This window comes from Escherichia sp. Marseille-Q3837 (assembly GCF_916618735.1).
Lineage (GTDB): Bacteria > Pseudomonadota > Gammaproteobacteria > Enterobacterales > Enterobacteriaceae > Escherichia > Escherichia ruysiae.
Map to the genome: position 1 here is coordinate 1,082,877 of NZ_CAKAKC010000001.1, position 16,857 is coordinate 1,099,733.

The window sequence follows — 16,857 nt, forward strand, 5'->3', positions numbered from 1 at the left end:
GTACAACGCTATTTATTTTTATTGTTTATGAATTAGCAGAAATCATATCTAATATTTTTTATGATATTTAGTTAAAAACGACACTATTGTTATATTCCTCACGTTCCAGGAAATCAGTAGATTTACTCGTCTTTTGTGGCGGGATACTATTCGCTGGCTTGCTGATGTTGCATTAAAATCGAAAGTGCACATCCTATTAAAACAATTTTTTATATTTTTCGATATACGCACGCCTTTTGGAAAGCGTAGGGCATCCTTTATTTCAGGGAACGTAAATAATGAAAAAATCGACGTTATCTTTAGCCATCGGTTTATTATTGGCATGTAGTACCGGTATGGCAAAAACACAGCATTTAACGCTGGAACAACGCATGGCATTGCTGGAGGAGCGGCTGGAAGCGGCGGAAATGCGGGCAACAAAAGCTGAAAGCCAGGTAAAACAGCTTCAGACACAACAGGCAGCCGAAATTCGCGAAATTAAAGCCGCGCAGGGTAATACGCCAGTAAATGGTCAGGCTGCTGCGGAATCTGCAAAGAAAAACGCGTCATCTCCTAATCTTTTGCTTTCAGGTTATGGCGATTTGAAAATCTACGGCGACGTAGAATTTAATATGGACGCGGAAAGCAATCATGGCCTGCTGGCAATGACCAACGCCGATATGAATAGCGATCCTACCAATGAACAGTGGAATCTCAATGGCCGTATTCTGTTAGGCTTTGACGGTATGCGAAAGCTGGATAACGGTTATTTTGCCGGATTCTCCGCACAGCCGCTGGGGGATATGCACGGTTCAGTGAATATCGATGACGCCGTATTCTTCTTTGGCAAAGAAAATGACTGGAAAGTCAAAGTAGGGCGTTTTGAAGCCTACGATATGTTCCCGCTAAATCAGGATACCTTTGTTGAGCATTCAGGTAATACTGCGAACGATCTTTATGACGATGGCAGCGGTTATATCTATATGATGAAAGAGGGGCGCGGGCGTTCTAACGCTGGCGGTAATTTCCTTGTCAGCAAACAACTCGATAACTGGTATTTTGAATTAAACACGTTACTGGAAGACGGAACATCTTTATATAACGATGGCAATTATCATGGCCGCGATATGGAGCAGCAGAAAAATGTCGCTTACCTGCGCCCGGTAATTGCCTGGTCGCCGACGGATGAATTAACCGTTTCCGCAGCGATGGAAGCGAACGTGGTGAATAATGCTTACGGTTATACCGATAGTAAGGGTAATTTTGTCGACCAGTCCGATCGTACCGGCTATGGCATGAGCATGACCTGGAACGGCCTGAAAACCGATCCGGAAAATGGTATCGTGGTTAATCTTAATACCGCCTATTTAGATGCCAATAATGAGAAAGATTTCACTGCCGGGATCAACGCGCTGTGGAAACGTTTCGAGCTGGGTTATATCTACGCGCACAATAAGATTGATGAATTTAGTGGCGTAGTTTGTGATAACGACTGCTGGATTGATGATGAAGGGACGTACACCATTCACACCATTCATGCGTCTTATCAGTTCGCTAACGTGATGGATATGGAGAACTTTAATATTTACCTTGGTACTTATTACTCCATTCTGGATAGCGACGGCGATAAGAAACACGGCGACGATACTGATGATCGTTATGGCGCGCGCGTTCGCTTTAAATACTTCTTCTGATGAAGGCGCGGTGCTGGATATTTTCCGGCACCGCAACTCATTAAGGCAGATAAAAGACTTCTTGCAGCTCGCTGCTGACCGGGCTGTTATCCGGATTAGCGGGCATCACCTCGGTCATATGTTTCCACCATCGTTGGCAAACATCCGTATTGGCAACCGCATTCCAGCGTTCTTCAGATTCAATTTCTACCGTGGCAAAAAGTAAATTACGTGCTTTGTCGATGTAGATGGCGTAATGGTGCGCGCCGTGTGACTTCAACACCGCTTCCAGTTCCGGCCAGATCGGGTTATGCCGACGCTGATACTCTTCGTGAGCGTCCGGGTTGACTTGCATAACAAACGCTTTGCGGATCATAACGCCTCCAGATAAAGCTCACGCACGTCGTCGCGGCTGGCGGTACGCGGATTACATGGTGCGCATGGGTCGGCCAGGGCTTTATCTAACCAGCCTTCGATATCCTCTTTGCTGATGCCAAGCTGACTAAATCCCGCAGGTATGCCCACGCGATGGCTCAAGACTCGAATGGCATTAATTGCTTCCAGACTTGCCGCTTCATCATTCATCCCGCGCGTATCGACACCCATCGCCTGGGCGATACGGGCAAAGCGTGCGATGGCATTCGGGCGGTTAAAGTTTTCGATTACTGGCAACAAGATGGCATTACACACCCCGTGTGGCAGGTTGTGGGTAGCTCCGGGCTGATGCGCCAGTGCGTGAACCAGCCCCAGTCCCGCGCTGTTAAAAGCCATTCCCGCCAGATATTGCCCGAATGCCATTTGTTCACGGGCTTCCAGATTATGACCATCTTCTACCGCTTTCGGCAGCCACAGAGAAATCAGGCGGATAGCTTCCAGCGCGTTGGCGTCGGTTAATGGATGTGCACCAACAGAAACATAGGCTTCAACTGCGTGAGTCAGTGCATCCATACCGGTGGCAGCGGTAACGGAGGCAGGGATCTCCAGCATTACACTGGCATCATCCACCGCAATATCTGGAATAATATTCGGATCGATGATGACTTCTTTCACTTGCCGCGCAGTGTCGATGATCACCGCATTGCTGGTCATCTCAGCGGCGGTTCCGGCAGTCGTATTGATCGCCACCAGCGGTACGCCGGGGTTTGTCACTTTACCAACACCAGAGTACGCCGTAGAAGGTGCGGGATTAGCGGTAAGGATTTTTACGGCTTTTGCGGTATCAATCGGGCTACCGCCACCGAAAGCAATAATGTAGTCACATGCGGCGTCCTGAAATGCAGCGTAGCCTTTTTGCACCAGTTCTTCGGTGGGGTTTGGAAAGACCTCATCGAATAGGTGGTAAGACATTTGGTGTTGATCCAGCGCGGTGAACAGACTGTCCAGCAATCCCAATTTAACCAGTTGCCCATCGGTAACGATCAGTGCTTTTCCCCATTGCTTATTCGCAACCAGGTTTACCATATCGCCAATTGCCCCAGCGCCATGCAGGCTGATTTTCGGTAATGCCAACATAAAACTCATGATTATTCTCCTTAAGATCAAATCCTTCTGTCCGGCGGCATAACCCGCGCCGCCAGATGCGAAACGGGGTGTTAAAGCGCCAGTGCGCTTGCCAGCGGGGTGACGCCGAAACGCTTGCCGAGGGCTATCAACTCTTCACGGCTGATAGTCTGTTTCATACCGCCCATCGAATACACTTTCACCAACACTTCCGCCGATTTTTCTGCGGTATCGATCAGGCCAAACGCTTCGTCCAGCGTCGGACCGCTGCCGAAGACGCCATGGAAAGGCCAGAGAACCAGTGAGTGTTTTTGCATTTTCTGCGCGGTGGCCTGGCCAATTTCGTCCGTGCCGGGCACCATCCACGGCAAAATGCCAACGCCATCCGGGAATACCACCAGGCACTCGGTGCTGCCTTCCCACAGTTGGCGAGTGAAGACCGCCGTGTCGTTTTCCAGTACATAGGTGAGGGCAATCAGGTTGGTGGCATGGCAGTGCATGATCACCCGATCTTTACCGTTGGTGGCTTTAATGCGTTCGCAATGGGAGAGGAAGTGCGCCGGAAGTTCAGAGGTTGGGACGGCTTCGTTGGTTAGCCCCCAGAGAATATGGTAGCCCGCGCCGTCGCTGTCGATTTTTACGACGCCTAAATTGGCGGCTGGATCGAGCTGGACGTTACGAAAGAATTTGCCGGAGCCGGTGACGATAAACGGTGTATTTGCCAGTAAAGGCATTGGCTGACTGAGCGGAATATATCGCGGTTGTGGGTGAAAATTGTCGTGATATGGCGCGATATCAGCGTCATCCAGGCGCAGCGTGAGGTTACCGCCGTTGCGCTCGTCCCAGCCTTTCAGCCAGGCGTCGGTGGTGGCTTTGATCATTCCCTGGACAAACCAGGACTGGGTAATGTTTTGCATGTTCTGTGTTCCTGTAAATTCGGTTGCCTTGTTGATACATGGTGCGGCTTGTTCCCCTCACCCTAACCCTCTCCCCGAAGGGGCGAGGGGACTGTCCGGCGCAGTGTTTAGCTCCGTTGCCGGAGGGTGCTGTGGTTTTCTCCCTCGCCTTTTCAGGGAGAGGGGACGGTGCAGTGTTTAACTCCGTTGCCGGAGGGTGCTGCGGGTTTCTCCCTCGCCCTTTCAGGGAGAGGGGACGGTGCAGTGTTTAACTCCGTTGCCGGAGGGTGCTGCGGTTTTCTCCCTCGCCCTTTCAGGGAGAGGGGACGGTGCAGTGTTTAACTCCGTTGCCGGAGGGTGCTGCGGTTTTCTCCCTCGCCCTTTCAGGGAGAGGGGACGGTGCAGTGTTTAACTCCGTTGCCGGAGGGTGCTGCGGTTTTCTCCCTCGCCCTTTCAGGGAGAGGGGACGGTGCAGTGTTTAACTCCGTTGCCGGAGGGTGCTGCGGTTTTCTCCCTCGCCCTTTCAGGGAGAGGGGACGGTGCAGTGTTTAACTCCGTTGCCGGAGGGTGCTGCGGTTTTCTCCCTCGCCCTTTCAGGGAGAGGGGACGGTGCAGTGTTTAACTCCGTTGCCGGAGGGTGCTGTGGTTTTCTCCCTCGCCCTTTCAGGGAGAGGGGACGGTGCAGTGTTTAGCTCCGTTGCTGGAGGGGGCTGCGGTTTTCTCCCTCGCCCTTTCAGGGAGAGGGTCGGGGTGAGGGTGACAGCCCGCACGGTCATTCGACCCGTAGGCCGGATAAGGCGCTCGCGCCGCATCCGGCGGTGTTTACCCGCGCTGACGCAAAATTGCGTTCTCATAAGCCCGCACGCTTTCCAGCCATTCGCTACCCGCTGGCGTATCGTGACGCTGGCAATACATTTCCCACACCGCCTGCCACGGCAACGATTTTTGTTCTTCCAGCAGCGCCAGTCGCGCGGTGTAATCGCCCGCTGCTTCCAGCTTGCGTAGTTCGGCTGTCGGTTCTAACAACGCACGCAGCAGGGCTTTTTTCATATTGCGCGTGCCAATAACCCACGCGGCAATGCGGTTGATGGAGGCATCAAAGAAGTCGAGACCAATGTGTACCCGGTCAAACAGATCGTGACGAACAATCTCACTGGCAATCGCCTGGGTTTCATCATCCAGCAGCACCACGTGATCGCTGTCCCAGCGAACCGGTCGGCTGACGTGCAGCAGCAACTGCGGCACATACAGCATGGCGGCGGAAATCTTGTCGGAAATAACTTCTGTCGGGTGGAAGTGCCCGGCGTCCAGGCACAGCGCCGTCTGGCGGCTGGTGGCATACCCCATGTAAAACTCATTGGAGCCAACCGTGTAGCTCTCCGCGCCAATACCAAACAATTTGCTCTCAACGGCGTCGATATGGTGCGCCGGGTTCAGCTTTTCGCTGATCACTTCATCCAGTGCAGCCAGTAAACGCTGGCGTGGGGCGAGACGGTCAACGGTGATATCTTTCATGCCATCCGGGATCCAGATGTTCATCACCGATGGCGTGCCAAGTTGTTCGCCAAAATAGGCCGAAATGCGACGGCTTGCTTTGCAGTGGTCAATCCAGAACTGGCGAATGCGGTCGTCGGGATGCGAGAGCGTAAAGCCATCGGCACTTAGCGGATGCGAAAAACAGGAGGGGTTAAAGTCCAGAGCGAGGTGATTGGCTTTCGCCCATTCAACCCAGTTTTTGAAATGCTCTGGTTTGATTTTATCGCGCGAGACTGGCGTGTCTGATTCCAGATAGATAGCATGTAAATTAAGCCGTTTCGGCCCCGGAATCAGCCGCATAGCCTGTTCCAGATCGGCTCGTAGCTCGCTGGCATTACGCGCTTTACCCGGATAATTACCTGTGGCCTGAATCCCACCGGTCAGCGAACCTTCCGGGTTTTCAAAACCAGAAACATCATCGCCCTGCCAGCAGTGCATTGAAACGGGTAAGCGATCAAGTTGGCGCAGCGCCTCCTCGACATCAATCCCTACCGCCGCGAAACGCTGTTTCGCCAGTTCCCAGGCCTGTTCCAGTTGTGTGGTCATGCGCAAAGCTCCTTTGTCTGTCGTGTAGAGTGAATCCGCGCCACATAGTGGGCAATTTCACTGTCAGGATTAGGGGTAAAGGTGGTCAGATTCGCGGTGGCGCTCACGACCTGACGGAAATCATCCACATTGTTGAGTTCATCCAGCGTCATTAACTGGATGCCGATATTGCCGAGCGTTGAGGCTTCAACTGGTCCGGCGATCACCTGAATACCGCAGGCATCGGCACACAACTGGTTGAGCAGTGCGTTCTGGCTGCCGCCGCCGACAATATGCAGTTGCGAGAAATCTTCACCGCGTAGCTGCGCCAGTTCGTGCAGTACGTCGGCATACAGCAGCGCCAGACTGTCGAAAATACAGCGCGCCAGTTCAGCATCACTTTCTGGGATCGGTTGCGCCGTTTCCCGACACGCTGCCTGAATTTCGCTGCACATCTCGTCAGGATTAATAAAGCGATCGTCATTGGGATTGATGATGAAGCGACAGGCCGGGAGTGCCTGTGTCGCGGCGATAAGCGTTGGGAGATCGTTGATTTTCCGCTCCTGAAGCACTCGCTGAAGCAGCCATAAGCCCATAATATTTTTCAGTACCCGATAGCGACCTTCCGCCCCGCCTTCATTGGTGATGTTGGCTGCGAGCGCCGCATCATCGGTGAATGGCGTCTGGCTTTCGAAGCCCATCAATGACCAGGTGCCAGAAGAGAGATAAGCGGCGCGTGAACCGTTTAATGGCGAGGCGATAACCGCGCTGGCGGTATCATGGCTGGCAACGGCAACCACCGGAATTTCATTACCCTGCGGGCAAATCCAGTGACCAATGACATTGCCCGGATGCGTCGGGCGACCAAACCAGGCTTTGTTGGCTCCGCTCCACGCCAGCAGGGACTCGTCCCAGTCGTCGCTATTGATATTGACCAGTTGCGTGGTCGTGGCGTTGGTGTACTCCCAGTTCATCTTGCCGGTCAGGCGATAACTGAAGTAATCCGGCATCAGCAGAGCGTGAGCGATTTGTGGAATAAGTTCAGGTTGTTGCGCCGTCAGCGCACGCAACTGATAGATCGTATTGAAGGGCAGAAACTGGATGCCGCTACGCTGATAAATATCGCGTTTGCCGAGTTGCTGCTGTGCCAATGTCATCAGCCCGTGAGTGCGGCTATCACGATAGGCAATCGGTAAACCGACGCGCTGACCGTGTTGATCCAGCAGCACATAGTCCACGCCCCAGGTATCAATACCGATGCTATCGATACGAATCCCTTCCTCGCACACCTTGTTTAACCCAAAGCGAATGGCGTTTTCCAGACTATCGACATCCCAGGTGGCATAACCGCTCTGGTAATACAGCCCATTGGTAAAACGATGGATTTCACGCAGCGTCAGGCTGCGACATTCACGGTGGTAACGCGCCAGCATTACGCGCCCACTGGATGCGCCGAGATCAACAGCGACGCAGTAGCGAAAGGTCATAATGAGATCCTTCTAGGTTTCATTACGCCCAGTCTAAGAAGCGCCCGACTTCGCTACCTTCTCGTTACTGACAGGAAAATACACCACTGGCAACCAGGGAAAGATGAACGTGATAGCGTTCACAATTTTCAGAATTGTGGTGGTGTGATGTTTGCCGCATTTTCTGAAAAATCACGCTTTATCTTGAAAAATAGACATTTTTTACGTGTTTTGCTGTCGAAAATTTAAGGTAAGAACCAAATCGCTTGATTACTATTCCGCCATGTTGACGGCATCAGGAGGTTTATATGGACGTATTACATTGTGTGGATTTTTTTCCGTCTGGTAACGTGTCTGTGGCAATAGAACCCCGGCTTCCACAGGTGGATTTTCCTGAACATCACCATGATTTCCATGAGATTGTGATTGTCGAACACGGCACGGGTATCCACATTTTCAATGGGCAGCCTTATACCATCTCCGGTGGAACAATCTGTTTCGTGCGCGATCATGATCGGCATTTATACGAACATACGGACAATCTGTATTTGACCAATGTGCTGTATCGCTCACCGGATAGATTTCAGTTTCTCGCCGGGCTGCATCAGCTTCTGCCGCAAGAACAAGACGGGCAATATCCGTCCCATTGGCGCGTGAGCCACAGCATATTGCAGCAGGTACGGCAACTGGTTTCGCAACTGGAACAGCAGGAAAGAACGAATGATTTACCCTCGAAAGCCAGCGGTGAGATTTTGTTTATGCAATTACTGCTCTTGCTGCGTAAAAACAGTTTGCAGGAGAGCATGGAAAGTCGCGAATCGCGTCTGAACTTGTTGTTGGCCTGGCTGGAAGAGCATTTTGCCGACGAGGTGAATTGGGAAATGATGGCGGATCAATTTTCTTTGTCACTACGTACATTGCATCGTCAGTTAAAACAGCAAACTGGTTTGACGCCCCAGCGTTACCTTAACCGTTTACGGTTGGTGAAAGCGCGTCATCTGTTACGCCACAGCGAGGCCAGCGTTACTGACATCGCCTATCGCTGCGGATTCAGCGACAGTAACCACTTTTCGACGCTTTTTCGCCGAGAGTTTAACTGGTCACCGCGTGATATTCGTCAGGGACGGGATGGCTTTCTGCAATAACGCGAATCTTCTCAACGTATTTCCACGCCAGTTTATGAATAATCAAACACGTCTTCTGGCTGAGGTGGCACGGTGGCTCATCAGTTTGTCCTTCGTAAAAAAGATTTTTTTGCCAGCGAACAGCAGGCGGTCGCTGTGGCTGATCGTTATCCGCAGGATGTCTTTGCCGAGCATACACATGATTTTTGTGAACTGGTGATCGTCTGGCGCGGTAACGGTTTGCACGTGCTCAACGATCGTCCTCATCGTATTACTCGTGGCGATCTCTTTTATATCCACGCAGACGATAAACACTCCTACGCTTCCGTTAACGATCTGGTGTTGCAGAACATTATTTATTGCCCGGAGCGGCTGACGCTTAATCTCGACTGGCAGGGAGCGATTCCAGGGTTTAACGCCAGCGCAGGACAACCACACTGGCGTTTAGGCAGTGCGGGCATGGCGCTGGTGCGGCAGGTTATCGGGCAGCTTGAGCACGAAAGCAATCAGCCCGCGCCGTTTGCCAACGAAATGGCGGAGTTACTGTTCGGGCAGTTGGTGATGCTTTTGAAACGTCATCGCTACACCAGTGATTCGTTACCGCCAACATCCAGCGAAACGTTGCTGGATAAGCTGATTACCCGACTGGCGGCCAGCCTGAAAAGTCCTTTTGCGCTGGATAAATTCTGTGATGAGGCGGCGTGCAGTGAACGCGTCTTGCGCCAGCAATTTCGCCAGCAGACCGGGATGACCATCAATCAATATCTGCGGCAGGTCAGAGTGTGCCATGCGCAATATCTTCTCCAGCATAGCCGCCTGTTAATCAGTGATATTTCGACAGAATGTGGCTTTGAAGACAGTAACTACTTTTCGGTGGTGTTTACCCGGGAGACCGGGATGACGCCCAGCCAGTGGCGTCATCGCAATTCCCAGAAAGATTAACTTGCCATGCCCATGCCGACGATGTTGGCGGCGACAATAATCACCACACAACCGAGGCTCAATACGGTAACCGGACGGCGTCCCGCATTGTTCCACTCTTTCAGCACCAGCCCGACGATACCGCCGCACAATACATAGAAACTCATATGCAGCATCCAACTGATGTAGTCATACTGCGCCGGAATGCGGGCGTGTCCCCAGGCATAGAAAAAGAATTGCAGATACCACATCAAACCCCCCAGTGCCGAGAGCAATACGTTGTGGATGATCAGCGGTTTTGCCAGCGAGAAGTCGGCTTTTAGCGACAAATCTTTCACTTTTGCCAGACGAATAAAACAGAAACCGAGGTTGATGATCGCGCCGCCACCCATGATGACAACATAGCTTGGCAGAGCGACATACAGTGGATCAACACCCAGCGCGGCAGCCGCTTCATGCATCGGTTTTGCGGCGTTCATCGCAAAAGACATCCCGGCAGAGAAAATGCCGCACATTACCGCCAGCACCAGCCCTTTTTTCAGGTTGAACTCTTCGGCTTTAATGCCCATTTTGCGCTCTTTCAACTGCCCGGCGCGAGTCACAATCCCCACGCCAATCAACGCCACCAGTACGCCGAGCAACGTCATGCGCCCACCGTCGGTGTTAATCAGCACATCGAAATTGCCGTTGATAATTGGCGTCATCAGCGTACCGACGATCAACGTAATGCCAATGGCGATACCTATCCCCATCGACATGCCGAGATAACGCATGGTCAGACCGTAGTTGATATTACCAATCCCCCACATAGCGCCGAACAGAAAAACAGGCAGCAGGGTAGAGAGACTGAACGAGCTGTAATATGCCCAGAAATCAGGTAGTAGCATGGCGCTGATGGCCCACGGCAGAATAATCCACGAAACAATCCCACCGACAGACCACATAGTTTCCCATGACCACTTTTTTACTTTTTTGAACGGAGCGTAAAAACAGGCTGCACTGGCCGCGCCGATCAAATGCCAAAATATCCCCATCGTAATCGCGTTACTCATCTTCTTATCCTCATCATTTTTCGTCGCGTCACATCTCCGACGAGATGAGTGTAAAAATCGTGCTGTCGATTAACCTTTCGCCTGTTGCCGCCGTTGTCGATTTACTGGCAATCACGGCATTAAGTGGGTGATTTGGTTCACATCTCGGACATTTCCCTGCAAAACCATTCCCCTATGAAAAGTACGGCATTGATAATCATTTTCAATATCATTTAATTAACTATAATGAACCAACTGCTTACGCGGCATTAACAATCGGCCGCCCGACAATACTGGAGATGAATATGAGCTATACCCTGCCATCCCTGCCGTATGCTTACGATGCCCTGGAACCGCACTTCGATAAGCAGACCATGGAAATCCACCACACCAAGCACCATCAGACTTACGTCAACAACGCCAATGCGGCGCTGGAAAGCCTGCCAGAATTCGCCAACCTGCCGGTTGAAGAGCTGATCACCAAACTGGATCAGCTGCCAGCAGACAAAAAAACCGTGCTGCGCAACAACGCTGGTGGTCACGCCAACCACAGCCTGTTCTGGAAAGGCCTGAAAAAAGGCACGACTTTGCAGGGCGACCTGAAAGCGGCTATCGAACGTGATTTCGGTTCCGTTGATAACTTCAAAGCAGAATTTGAGAAAGCGGCAGCTTCCCGCTTTGGTTCCGGCTGGGCATGGCTGGTGCTTAAAGGCGATAAACTGGCGGTGGTTTCTACTGCTAATCAGGACTCCCCGCTGATGGGCGAAGCCATTTCTGGCGCTTCCGGCTTCCCTGTTCTGGGGCTGGATGTGTGGGAACACGCTTACTACCTGAAATTCCAGAACCGCCGTCCGGACTACATCAAAGAGTTCTGGAATGTGGTGAACTGGGACGAAGCTGCGGCACGTTTCGCGGCGAAAAAATAATCGCATATTGCCTGCTGCAATGAGGCGTTTACGCCGTTTTTCAGCATAAAAAACAAACCATCGCACATAGCGGTGGTTTTTTTGTGATCAATTTCAAAATAAAAACAATGATCCTATAAAAATAAAACAACGTTTCAATTGATGTGGTTTTGATCACTTTTATTGCTCTGTTGAATGTCTATCTTCATTTCCATCAACACTGATGCATCGTGAAGGACTTATGCATCAGCCTATAAAAATATGCCGATAGGTGATGAAAATGCAGATAAAACACACGATAGAGAAAATCCCAGGAGGGATGATGCTCGTCCCGCTGTTCCTTGGCGCACTGTGTCACACTTTCTCGCCAGGGGCGGGAAAATACTTTGGTTCATTCACAAATGGAATGATTACCGGCACGGTGCCGATTCTGGCGGTGTGGTTTTTCTGCATGGGGGCATCGATAAAATTAAGTGCGACGGGAACGGTATTGCGTAAATCCGGTACGCTGGTGGTAACTAAAATTGCCGTGGCGTGGGTGGTTGCGGCAATTGCTTCACGCATTATTCCTGAACATGGTGTTGAAGTTGGATTCTTTGCCGGACTTTCAACGCTGGCGCTGGTGGCGGCGATGGATATGACCAACGGCGGACTTTACGCTTCGATCATGCAGCAGTATGGCACTAAAGAAGAGGCCGGGGCGTTTGTATTAATGTCGCTGGAATCCGGGCCGCTTATGACGATGATTATTCTGGGGACTGCCGGGATTGCATCGTTTGAACCGCATGTTTTCGTCGGTGCGGTATTACCGTTCCTCGTCGGCTTTGCGTTAGGGAACCTTGACCCTGAGCTGCGAGAATTTTTCAGCAAAGCCGTACAGACGCTGATCCCGTTCTTTGCCTTTGCGCTGGGCAATACCATTGATTTAACCGTGATTGCTCAGACCGGTTTGCTGGGGATCTTGCTGGGTGTGGCGGTGATCGTCGTGACCGGTATTCCGTTGATTATTGCCGATAAATTGATTGGCGGTGGCGATGGTACAGCCGGAATCGCGGCTTCCAGTTCTGCCGGGGCTGCGGTGGCGACGCCGGTACTGATTGCTGAAATGATCCCCGCCTTTAAACCAATGGCGCCAGCGGCAACTTCGCTGGTGGCGACGTCAGTGATTGTGACCTCGATTCTGGTGCCGATTCTGACTTCTGTCTGGTCGCGCAAAGTTAAAGCCAGAGCGGCGAAAATCGAAATATTGGGTACGGTGAAGTAATCTCCATCCATATAAATCAAGAGGCCGGATGATTTGTAGTCATCCGGCCTTTTGCGTTATCTGACAAAGACTTCATCAATCGTTCGACATTCACTTTCGCTTAACTCACCACCCGCATTGCGTGATACGCCAGTGCAATAGCCAAACTTACGCGATACCACCGTCTTGATAGTAGTGACAAAATCCTCACCAATGGCGTAGATGGACATATAAGTGCCAATCTGTTGCTGAATCTCTTGTAAAGCCGCCAGGTCGCCGCGTTTGAAGGCTTCACGGGCTTCGACAAACAGCTCCGGCATAACGTTGTTCAGGCCGGATATTATTCCCGCGCCGCCTGCCAGCAGATTAGGAATGTAATACTCGTCATAGCCCGAAAGCACTGCAAAATCAGAACGAACTGCCTGGGTTGCCTGAATCATGCTGCGGGTGTGTGACTGGCAATCGACGGTATCTTTAATTCCGGCAAAGTCAGGAAATTCACTCGCCAGCGTGGCGACCAGGTCAGGGGTTAAATCACAACCGGTTCTTGCCGGGAAGTTATATGCGAACCATTTGCCCTGTAATTCGCGACCCAGATGGCGGAAATAGCTTAATAATTGTTTTGCCGTCTGGCCGTAGTAGTAAGGCGGGAGGATCATCACTGCATCATAGCCTGTGCGATACGCCTCTTGCGCCATCATCAGCACATCGTGTGTGCAGGTGGAAGAAACGTTAGCGACCATTTTTAATGTGCTCATGGAACGCGCTTCGCGGATAAGTATGAGTCTCTCTTCGAGAGTGAAAGAGGCAAATTCACCAATGCTGCCCATCAGCAATATCACATCAATATTGGCTTCTGTTAGCCGCTGCAGATGCTTCTTCAGTCCGTTAAGATCCACATTACCGTCTTTATCCATTGGCGTAATGGAAGGACACCAGACGCCAGAAAACTGTGTTTGCTCGGTCACGTTGTACACTCCTGATAATGAAATGGCGTTTCAAATTCATCTCATTGATAACATTTCTAAGACGTTGTCATGTGAACCGTGCTCTCATTTTGCGCGCCTGACGTAAAATAAATATGGTCTAATGGGGAAATTTCTCGGTGGAGAGGGAACAGATGCGATATCCGGTTGATGTATACACAGGCAAAATACAGGCTTATCCCGAAAGTAAACCCAGCGCGATTGCGAAAATCCAGGTCGATGGCGAGTTGATGTTGACAGAGCTGGGGCTGGAAGGTGACGAGCAGGCAGAGAAAATAGTTCACGGTGGGCCGGACAGGGCGCTGTGTCATTATCCTCGCGAGCATTATCTCTTCTGGGCGCGGGAATTTCCTGAACAGGCAGATTTGTTTGTTGCGCCTGCGTTTGGTGAAAACCTCTCAACCGACGGCCTGACGGAAAGCAATGTTTATATTGGTGATATTTTCCGCTGGGGTGAGGCATTAATTCAGGTCACCCAGCCGCGCTCCCCGTGTTACAAACTCAATTACCATTTTGATATCAGCGATATAGCGCAGTTGATGCAAAACACGGGTAAAGTGGGGTGGTTGTATAGCGTGATAGCGCCAGGGAAAGTGTCTGCGGACGCGCCGCTGGAGTTGGTTTCCCGTGTCAGCGATGTCACCGTGCAGGAGGCTGCCGCCATCGCATGGCATATGCCGTTTGATGACGATCAATATCACCGTTTACTCTCCGCCGCCGGGTTATCGAAAAGCTGGACGCGGACGATGCAAAAGCGCCGACTTAGCGGCAAGATTGAAGATAATTCGCGGCGTTTGTGGGGGAAATAACCCCCGAAGAGTAGACCTGATAAGACGCGATCAGCGTCGCATCAGGCATCCTGCTCAAACGCCGGATGCGGCGTAAACGCCTATCCGGCCTGCGCGGAGTTTAACTCCGCTTATACAGCGGCAACCAAATTACCAGCCGTAAACCGCCCAGCGGGCTGTCTTCTGCCTTCACCCAGCCACGATGCTGCTGAATGGCGGTTTCAACAATCGCCAGCCCCAAACCTGTACCGCCAGATTCACGATCGCGTGCTTCATCGGTCCGATAGAACGGACGGAAAATCTGTTCGCGATCTTCCGGGCTAACGCCAGGACCATCGTCGTCCACCGTAATGGTGATACCGTCTTTATCTACCGCAAAGCCCACTTCAATCTTCGTATGGGAATAACGCAGGGCATTACGAACAATGTTTTCCAGCGCGCTTTCCAGGGCGTTCGGGTTGCCGTACAGCGGCCACGGCCCAGGCGGGAAGTTAACGGTAAACGACTTGCCCATCTGCTCCGCTTCGAACGCTGCGTTATCCAGCACTTCGCTCCACAACTGGTTGGCTTTGATGGTCTCGCTCACCAGCGCGTTTTTCTGCTGATTACGTGACATCACCAACAGGTCGTTGATCATGCTATCCAGACGTTGCGCTTCGGTTTCAATACGCTCCAGTTCCTTACTTTCACCACTACGACGGCGCAGTAACGCCGTACCCAGTTGCAGACGCGTCAGCGGCGTGCGCAGCTCGTGAGAGATATCAGAAAGCAGGCGCTGCTGAGAGGTCATCATGCGCTCCAGCGCGGTGACCATCTGGTTAAAACTGGCACCTGCGGCAAGAAATTCCTGTGGCCCCGCTTCCAGTTCCGGATGCTGGCGTAAGTTTCCCTGGGCGACTTCATCGGCAGCGTTTTTCAGCTTACGCGCCGGTTTTGCCAGACTCCAGGCTAACCACAACAGCAGCGGCGTACTGACCAACATGGTGACAATCAGCAGTAATAGCGGACGGTCAAACAGTAAGTTAATGAAATCGGATTGAGAACTGCTGGCTGGACGAATCAGATACAGTTGGTAATTATCTTCGCCATCACGCACAGAGAACGGGCCGACCAGTTCCACGCGACCATACTTTTTCTTCTGCGGGTGATCGGCGTTATCGGCCTGACCAATAAAGTTACGAATGATCTGCATTTCGCTGCGTTCAGCGCCGATCACGCGGCCTTCGGTGGTCACCAATAACAAACGCTGTCCTGGCGGTGCCCACTTATCAATCGCCCGGAACAGACGCCGCCACCACATTAAATCGTTGGGTGGATCGTTCGCCAGTTCCGCTTCGACATGCTGCTCAATCATCAGCCCCTGACGCTGTTCGCTATCCAGAAGCTCGGTCATCTGGCGTGAATCGAGCTTGGGTAACATCAAAACCAACATCAACACCAGCGCCAGCGTCAGCCAGAAGATGGCGAAGATGCGCGCGGTTAAGCTGCCTATCATGAAGCAGAAACCATCAGATAGCCGCGACCACGCAAGGTTTTAAACCACGGGTGACCGTCTTTACGATCCGGCAGCTTACGACGCAGGTTGGAGATGTGCATATCGATAGCGCGGTCGAAAGGCGTCAGGCGTTTGCCCAGCACTTCCTGGCTTAAATGTTCACGAGAAACCACCTGACCCAGATGCTGTGCCAGCAAATAGAGTAGGGTAAATTCAGTACCGGTTAACTCCAGCGTTTGCCCATCGAAGCTGGCTTCCTGACGGCCTGGATTCAGCACTAAGGCATCAACTTCAAGCGTCGGTGAACCGTTGTCGTTGTTTTGCTGTTGCTCGCTCCAGTGGGAACGGCGCAGGATCGCGCGAATACGAGCCACCAGCTCACGGTCGTTAAACGGTTTCGGGAGATAGTCATCAGCGCCTAACTCAAGGCCGAGGACGCGATCAAGTTCACTGCCGCGTGCCGTTAACATAATGACAGGCGTCTGGTGTGTCTGGCGAAGTGCCTTCAATGTGTCGATACCATTTTTCTTCGGCATCATGACATCAAGCAAAAGTAAATCAATGCTGTCGTCCAGAAGATCAAGCGCCTGCTCCCCATCGTGGGCAACAATTACGTTGAAGCCTTCCATCTCGAGCAGCTCCTTTAACAGGGAAGTCAGCTCTCGGTCATCATCAACTAACAGGATTTTATTCATTGTTTAAATACCTCCGAGGCAGAAATTACGTCATCAGACGTCGCTAATCCATGACTTTACGTTGTTTTACACCCCCTGACGCATGTTTGCAGCC

At 51.7% G+C, this 16,857-nt stretch carries 15 protein-coding genes; 6 read left to right on the forward strand and 9 right to left on the reverse strand.

Translation table 11 applies throughout. The features are described from left to right. The first annotated feature begins 278 nt into the window (after positions 1 to 278). A complete protein-coding gene (locus tag LG381_RS05120; protein WP_000749948.1) occupies positions 279 to 1,673 on the forward strand; it encodes a carbohydrate porin in 1,395 nt (464 codons plus the stop codon). A gap of 40 nt (positions 1,674 to 1,713) precedes the next feature. Here the strand turns inward: LG381_RS05120 and rhaM are convergent, their stop codons facing one another. The 5 genes from rhaM to rhaB form a co-directional block, all read right to left on the reverse strand. Beyond that, entirely contained in the window at positions 1,714 to 2,028 is a 315-nt protein-coding gene (gene rhaM, locus LG381_RS05125; RefSeq protein WP_225762098.1) for an L-rhamnose mutarotase, read from the reverse strand. Continuing rightward, positions 2,025 to 3,173, reverse strand: coding sequence for a lactaldehyde reductase (fucO, locus tag LG381_RS05130; RefSeq protein ID WP_225762099.1), 1,149 nt, complete (start codon positions 3,171 to 3,173; stop codon positions 2,025 to 2,027). Before fucO ends, rhaM begins: the two co-directional genes overlap by 4 nt. Positions 3,174 to 3,244: 71 nt before the next feature. Next, a complete protein-coding gene (rhaD, locus tag LG381_RS05135) occupies positions 3,245 to 4,069 on the reverse strand; it encodes a rhamnulose-1-phosphate aldolase (RefSeq protein WP_001179736.1) in 825 nt (274 codons plus the stop codon). 801 nt (positions 4,070 to 4,870) lie between these two features. Further along, on the reverse strand, positions 4,871 to 6,130 hold the full coding sequence (gene rhaA, locus LG381_RS05140; RefSeq protein WP_225762100.1) for an L-rhamnose isomerase: 1,260 nt from the start codon (positions 6,128 to 6,130) through the stop codon (positions 4,871 to 4,873). Then, on the reverse strand, positions 6,127 to 7,596 hold the full coding sequence (gene rhaB / locus LG381_RS05145) for a rhamnulokinase (RefSeq protein WP_225762101.1): 1,470 nt from the start codon (positions 7,594 to 7,596) through the stop codon (positions 6,127 to 6,129). The genes rhaA and rhaB overlap by 4 nt, the downstream gene beginning before the upstream one ends. Before the next feature lie 287 nt (positions 7,597 to 7,883). Between rhaB and rhaS the strand changes: the two genes are divergently transcribed. Beyond that, positions 7,884 to 8,720 carry an HTH-type transcriptional activator RhaS gene (gene rhaS, locus LG381_RS05150; protein WP_000382766.1) on the forward strand — a complete coding sequence of 279 codons (837 nt, stop codon included), beginning with the start codon at positions 7,884 to 7,886 and terminating at the stop codon, positions 8,718 to 8,720. Positions 8,721 to 8,792: 72 nt separating this feature from the next. Continuing rightward, complete coding sequence (rhaR, locus tag LG381_RS05155; protein WP_105290591.1) at positions 8,793 to 9,641, forward strand: HTH-type transcriptional activator RhaR; 849 nt, start codon at positions 8,793 to 8,795, stop codon at positions 9,639 to 9,641. On the opposite strand, the gene rhaT is transcribed toward rhaR, so the two are convergent. Then, positions 9,638 to 10,672 carry an L-rhamnose/proton symporter RhaT gene (rhaT, locus tag LG381_RS05160; RefSeq protein WP_000063528.1) on the reverse strand — a complete coding sequence of 345 codons (1,035 nt, stop codon included), beginning with the start codon at positions 10,670 to 10,672 and terminating at the stop codon, positions 9,638 to 9,640. The genes rhaR and rhaT overlap by 4 nt on opposite strands. A 284-nt stretch (positions 10,673 to 10,956) precedes the next feature. On the opposite strand from rhaT, the gene sodA reads away from it, so the two are divergent. Both sodA and kdgT read left to right on the forward strand, forming a co-directional pair. Beyond that, a complete protein-coding gene (gene sodA / locus LG381_RS05165; protein WP_010345169.1) occupies positions 10,957 to 11,577 on the forward strand; it encodes a superoxide dismutase [Mn] in 621 nt (206 codons plus the stop codon). 259 nt (positions 11,578 to 11,836) lie between these two features. Next, the gene (gene kdgT / locus LG381_RS05170) at positions 11,837 to 12,820 is read left to right on the forward strand and encodes a 2-keto-3-deoxygluconate transporter (RefSeq protein ID WP_024191187.1); all 984 of its coding nucleotides are present in this window, start codon (positions 11,837 to 11,839) and stop codon (positions 12,818 to 12,820) included. A 56-nt stretch (positions 12,821 to 12,876) separates the two neighbouring features. Here kdgT and LG381_RS05175 read toward each other — a convergent pair whose 3' ends face one another. Continuing rightward, on the reverse strand, positions 12,877 to 13,767 hold the full coding sequence (locus LG381_RS05175) for a dihydrodipicolinate synthase family protein (protein ID WP_225762102.1): 891 nt from the start codon (positions 13,765 to 13,767) through the stop codon (positions 12,877 to 12,879). A 152-nt stretch (positions 13,768 to 13,919) separates the two neighbouring features. Here LG381_RS05175 and yiiM point away from each other — a divergent pair, with 152 nt between their 5' ends. Next, positions 13,920 to 14,594 (forward strand): 6-hydroxyaminopurine reductase, encoded by a 675-nt coding sequence (yiiM, locus tag LG381_RS05180; protein ID WP_225762103.1) that lies wholly within the window; start codon positions 13,920 to 13,922, stop codon positions 14,592 to 14,594. Between the two features lie 100 nt (positions 14,595 to 14,694). Here the strand turns inward: yiiM and cpxA are convergent, their stop codons facing one another. After that, the gene (gene cpxA / locus LG381_RS05185) at positions 14,695 to 16,068 is read right to left on the reverse strand and encodes an envelope stress sensor histidine kinase CpxA (RefSeq protein WP_000580416.1); all 1,374 of its coding nucleotides are present in this window, start codon (positions 16,066 to 16,068) and stop codon (positions 14,695 to 14,697) included. After that, positions 16,065 to 16,763 (reverse strand): envelope stress response regulator transcription factor CpxR, encoded by a 699-nt coding sequence (gene cpxR, locus LG381_RS05190; protein WP_001033722.1) that lies wholly within the window; start codon positions 16,761 to 16,763, stop codon positions 16,065 to 16,067. Before cpxR ends, cpxA begins: the two co-directional genes overlap by 4 nt. Positions 16,764 to 16,857 lie beyond the last annotated feature (94 nt).

Bases quoted from the DNA above. Each gene is read 5' to 3' on its own strand.
- rhaS (WP_000382766.1), top strand. From the start codon at position 7,884: ATGGACGTATTACATTGTGTGGATTTTTTTCCGTCTGGTAACGTGTCT.
- kdgT (WP_024191187.1), top strand. From the start codon at position 11,837: ATGCAGATAAAACACACGATAGAGAAAATCCCAGGAGGGATGATGCTC.
- rhaM (WP_225762098.1), bottom strand. From the start codon at position 2,028: ATGATCCGCAAAGCGTTTGTTATGCAAGTCAACCCGGACGCTCACGAA.
- rhaT (WP_000063528.1), bottom strand. From the start codon at position 10,672: ATGAGTAACGCGATTACGATGGGGATATTTTGGCATTTGATCGGCGCG.
- cpxA (WP_000580416.1), bottom strand. From the start codon at position 16,068: ATGATAGGCAGCTTAACCGCGCGCATCTTCGCCATCTTCTGGCTGACG.
- rhaD (WP_001179736.1), bottom strand. From the start codon at position 4,069: ATGCAAAACATTACCCAGTCCTGGTTTGTCCAGGGAATGATCAAAGCC.
- rhaB (WP_225762101.1), bottom strand. From the start codon at position 7,596: ATGACCTTTCGCTACTGCGTCGCTGTTGATCTCGGCGCATCCAGTGGG.
- fucO (WP_225762099.1), bottom strand. From the start codon at position 3,173: ATGAGTTTTATGTTGGCATTACCGAAAATCAGCCTGCATGGCGCTGGG.
- LG381_RS05120 (WP_000749948.1), top strand. From the start codon at position 279: ATGAAAAAATCGACGTTATCTTTAGCCATCGGTTTATTATTGGCATGT.
- sodA (WP_010345169.1), top strand. From the start codon at position 10,957: ATGAGCTATACCCTGCCATCCCTGCCGTATGCTTACGATGCCCTGGAA.
- cpxR (WP_001033722.1), bottom strand. From the start codon at position 16,763: ATGAATAAAATCCTGTTAGTTGATGATGACCGAGAGCTGACTTCCCTG.
- yiiM (WP_225762103.1), top strand. From the start codon at position 13,920: ATGCGATATCCGGTTGATGTATACACAGGCAAAATACAGGCTTATCCC.
- rhaA (WP_225762100.1), bottom strand. From the start codon at position 6,130: ATGACCACACAACTGGAACAGGCCTGGGAACTGGCGAAACAGCGTTTC.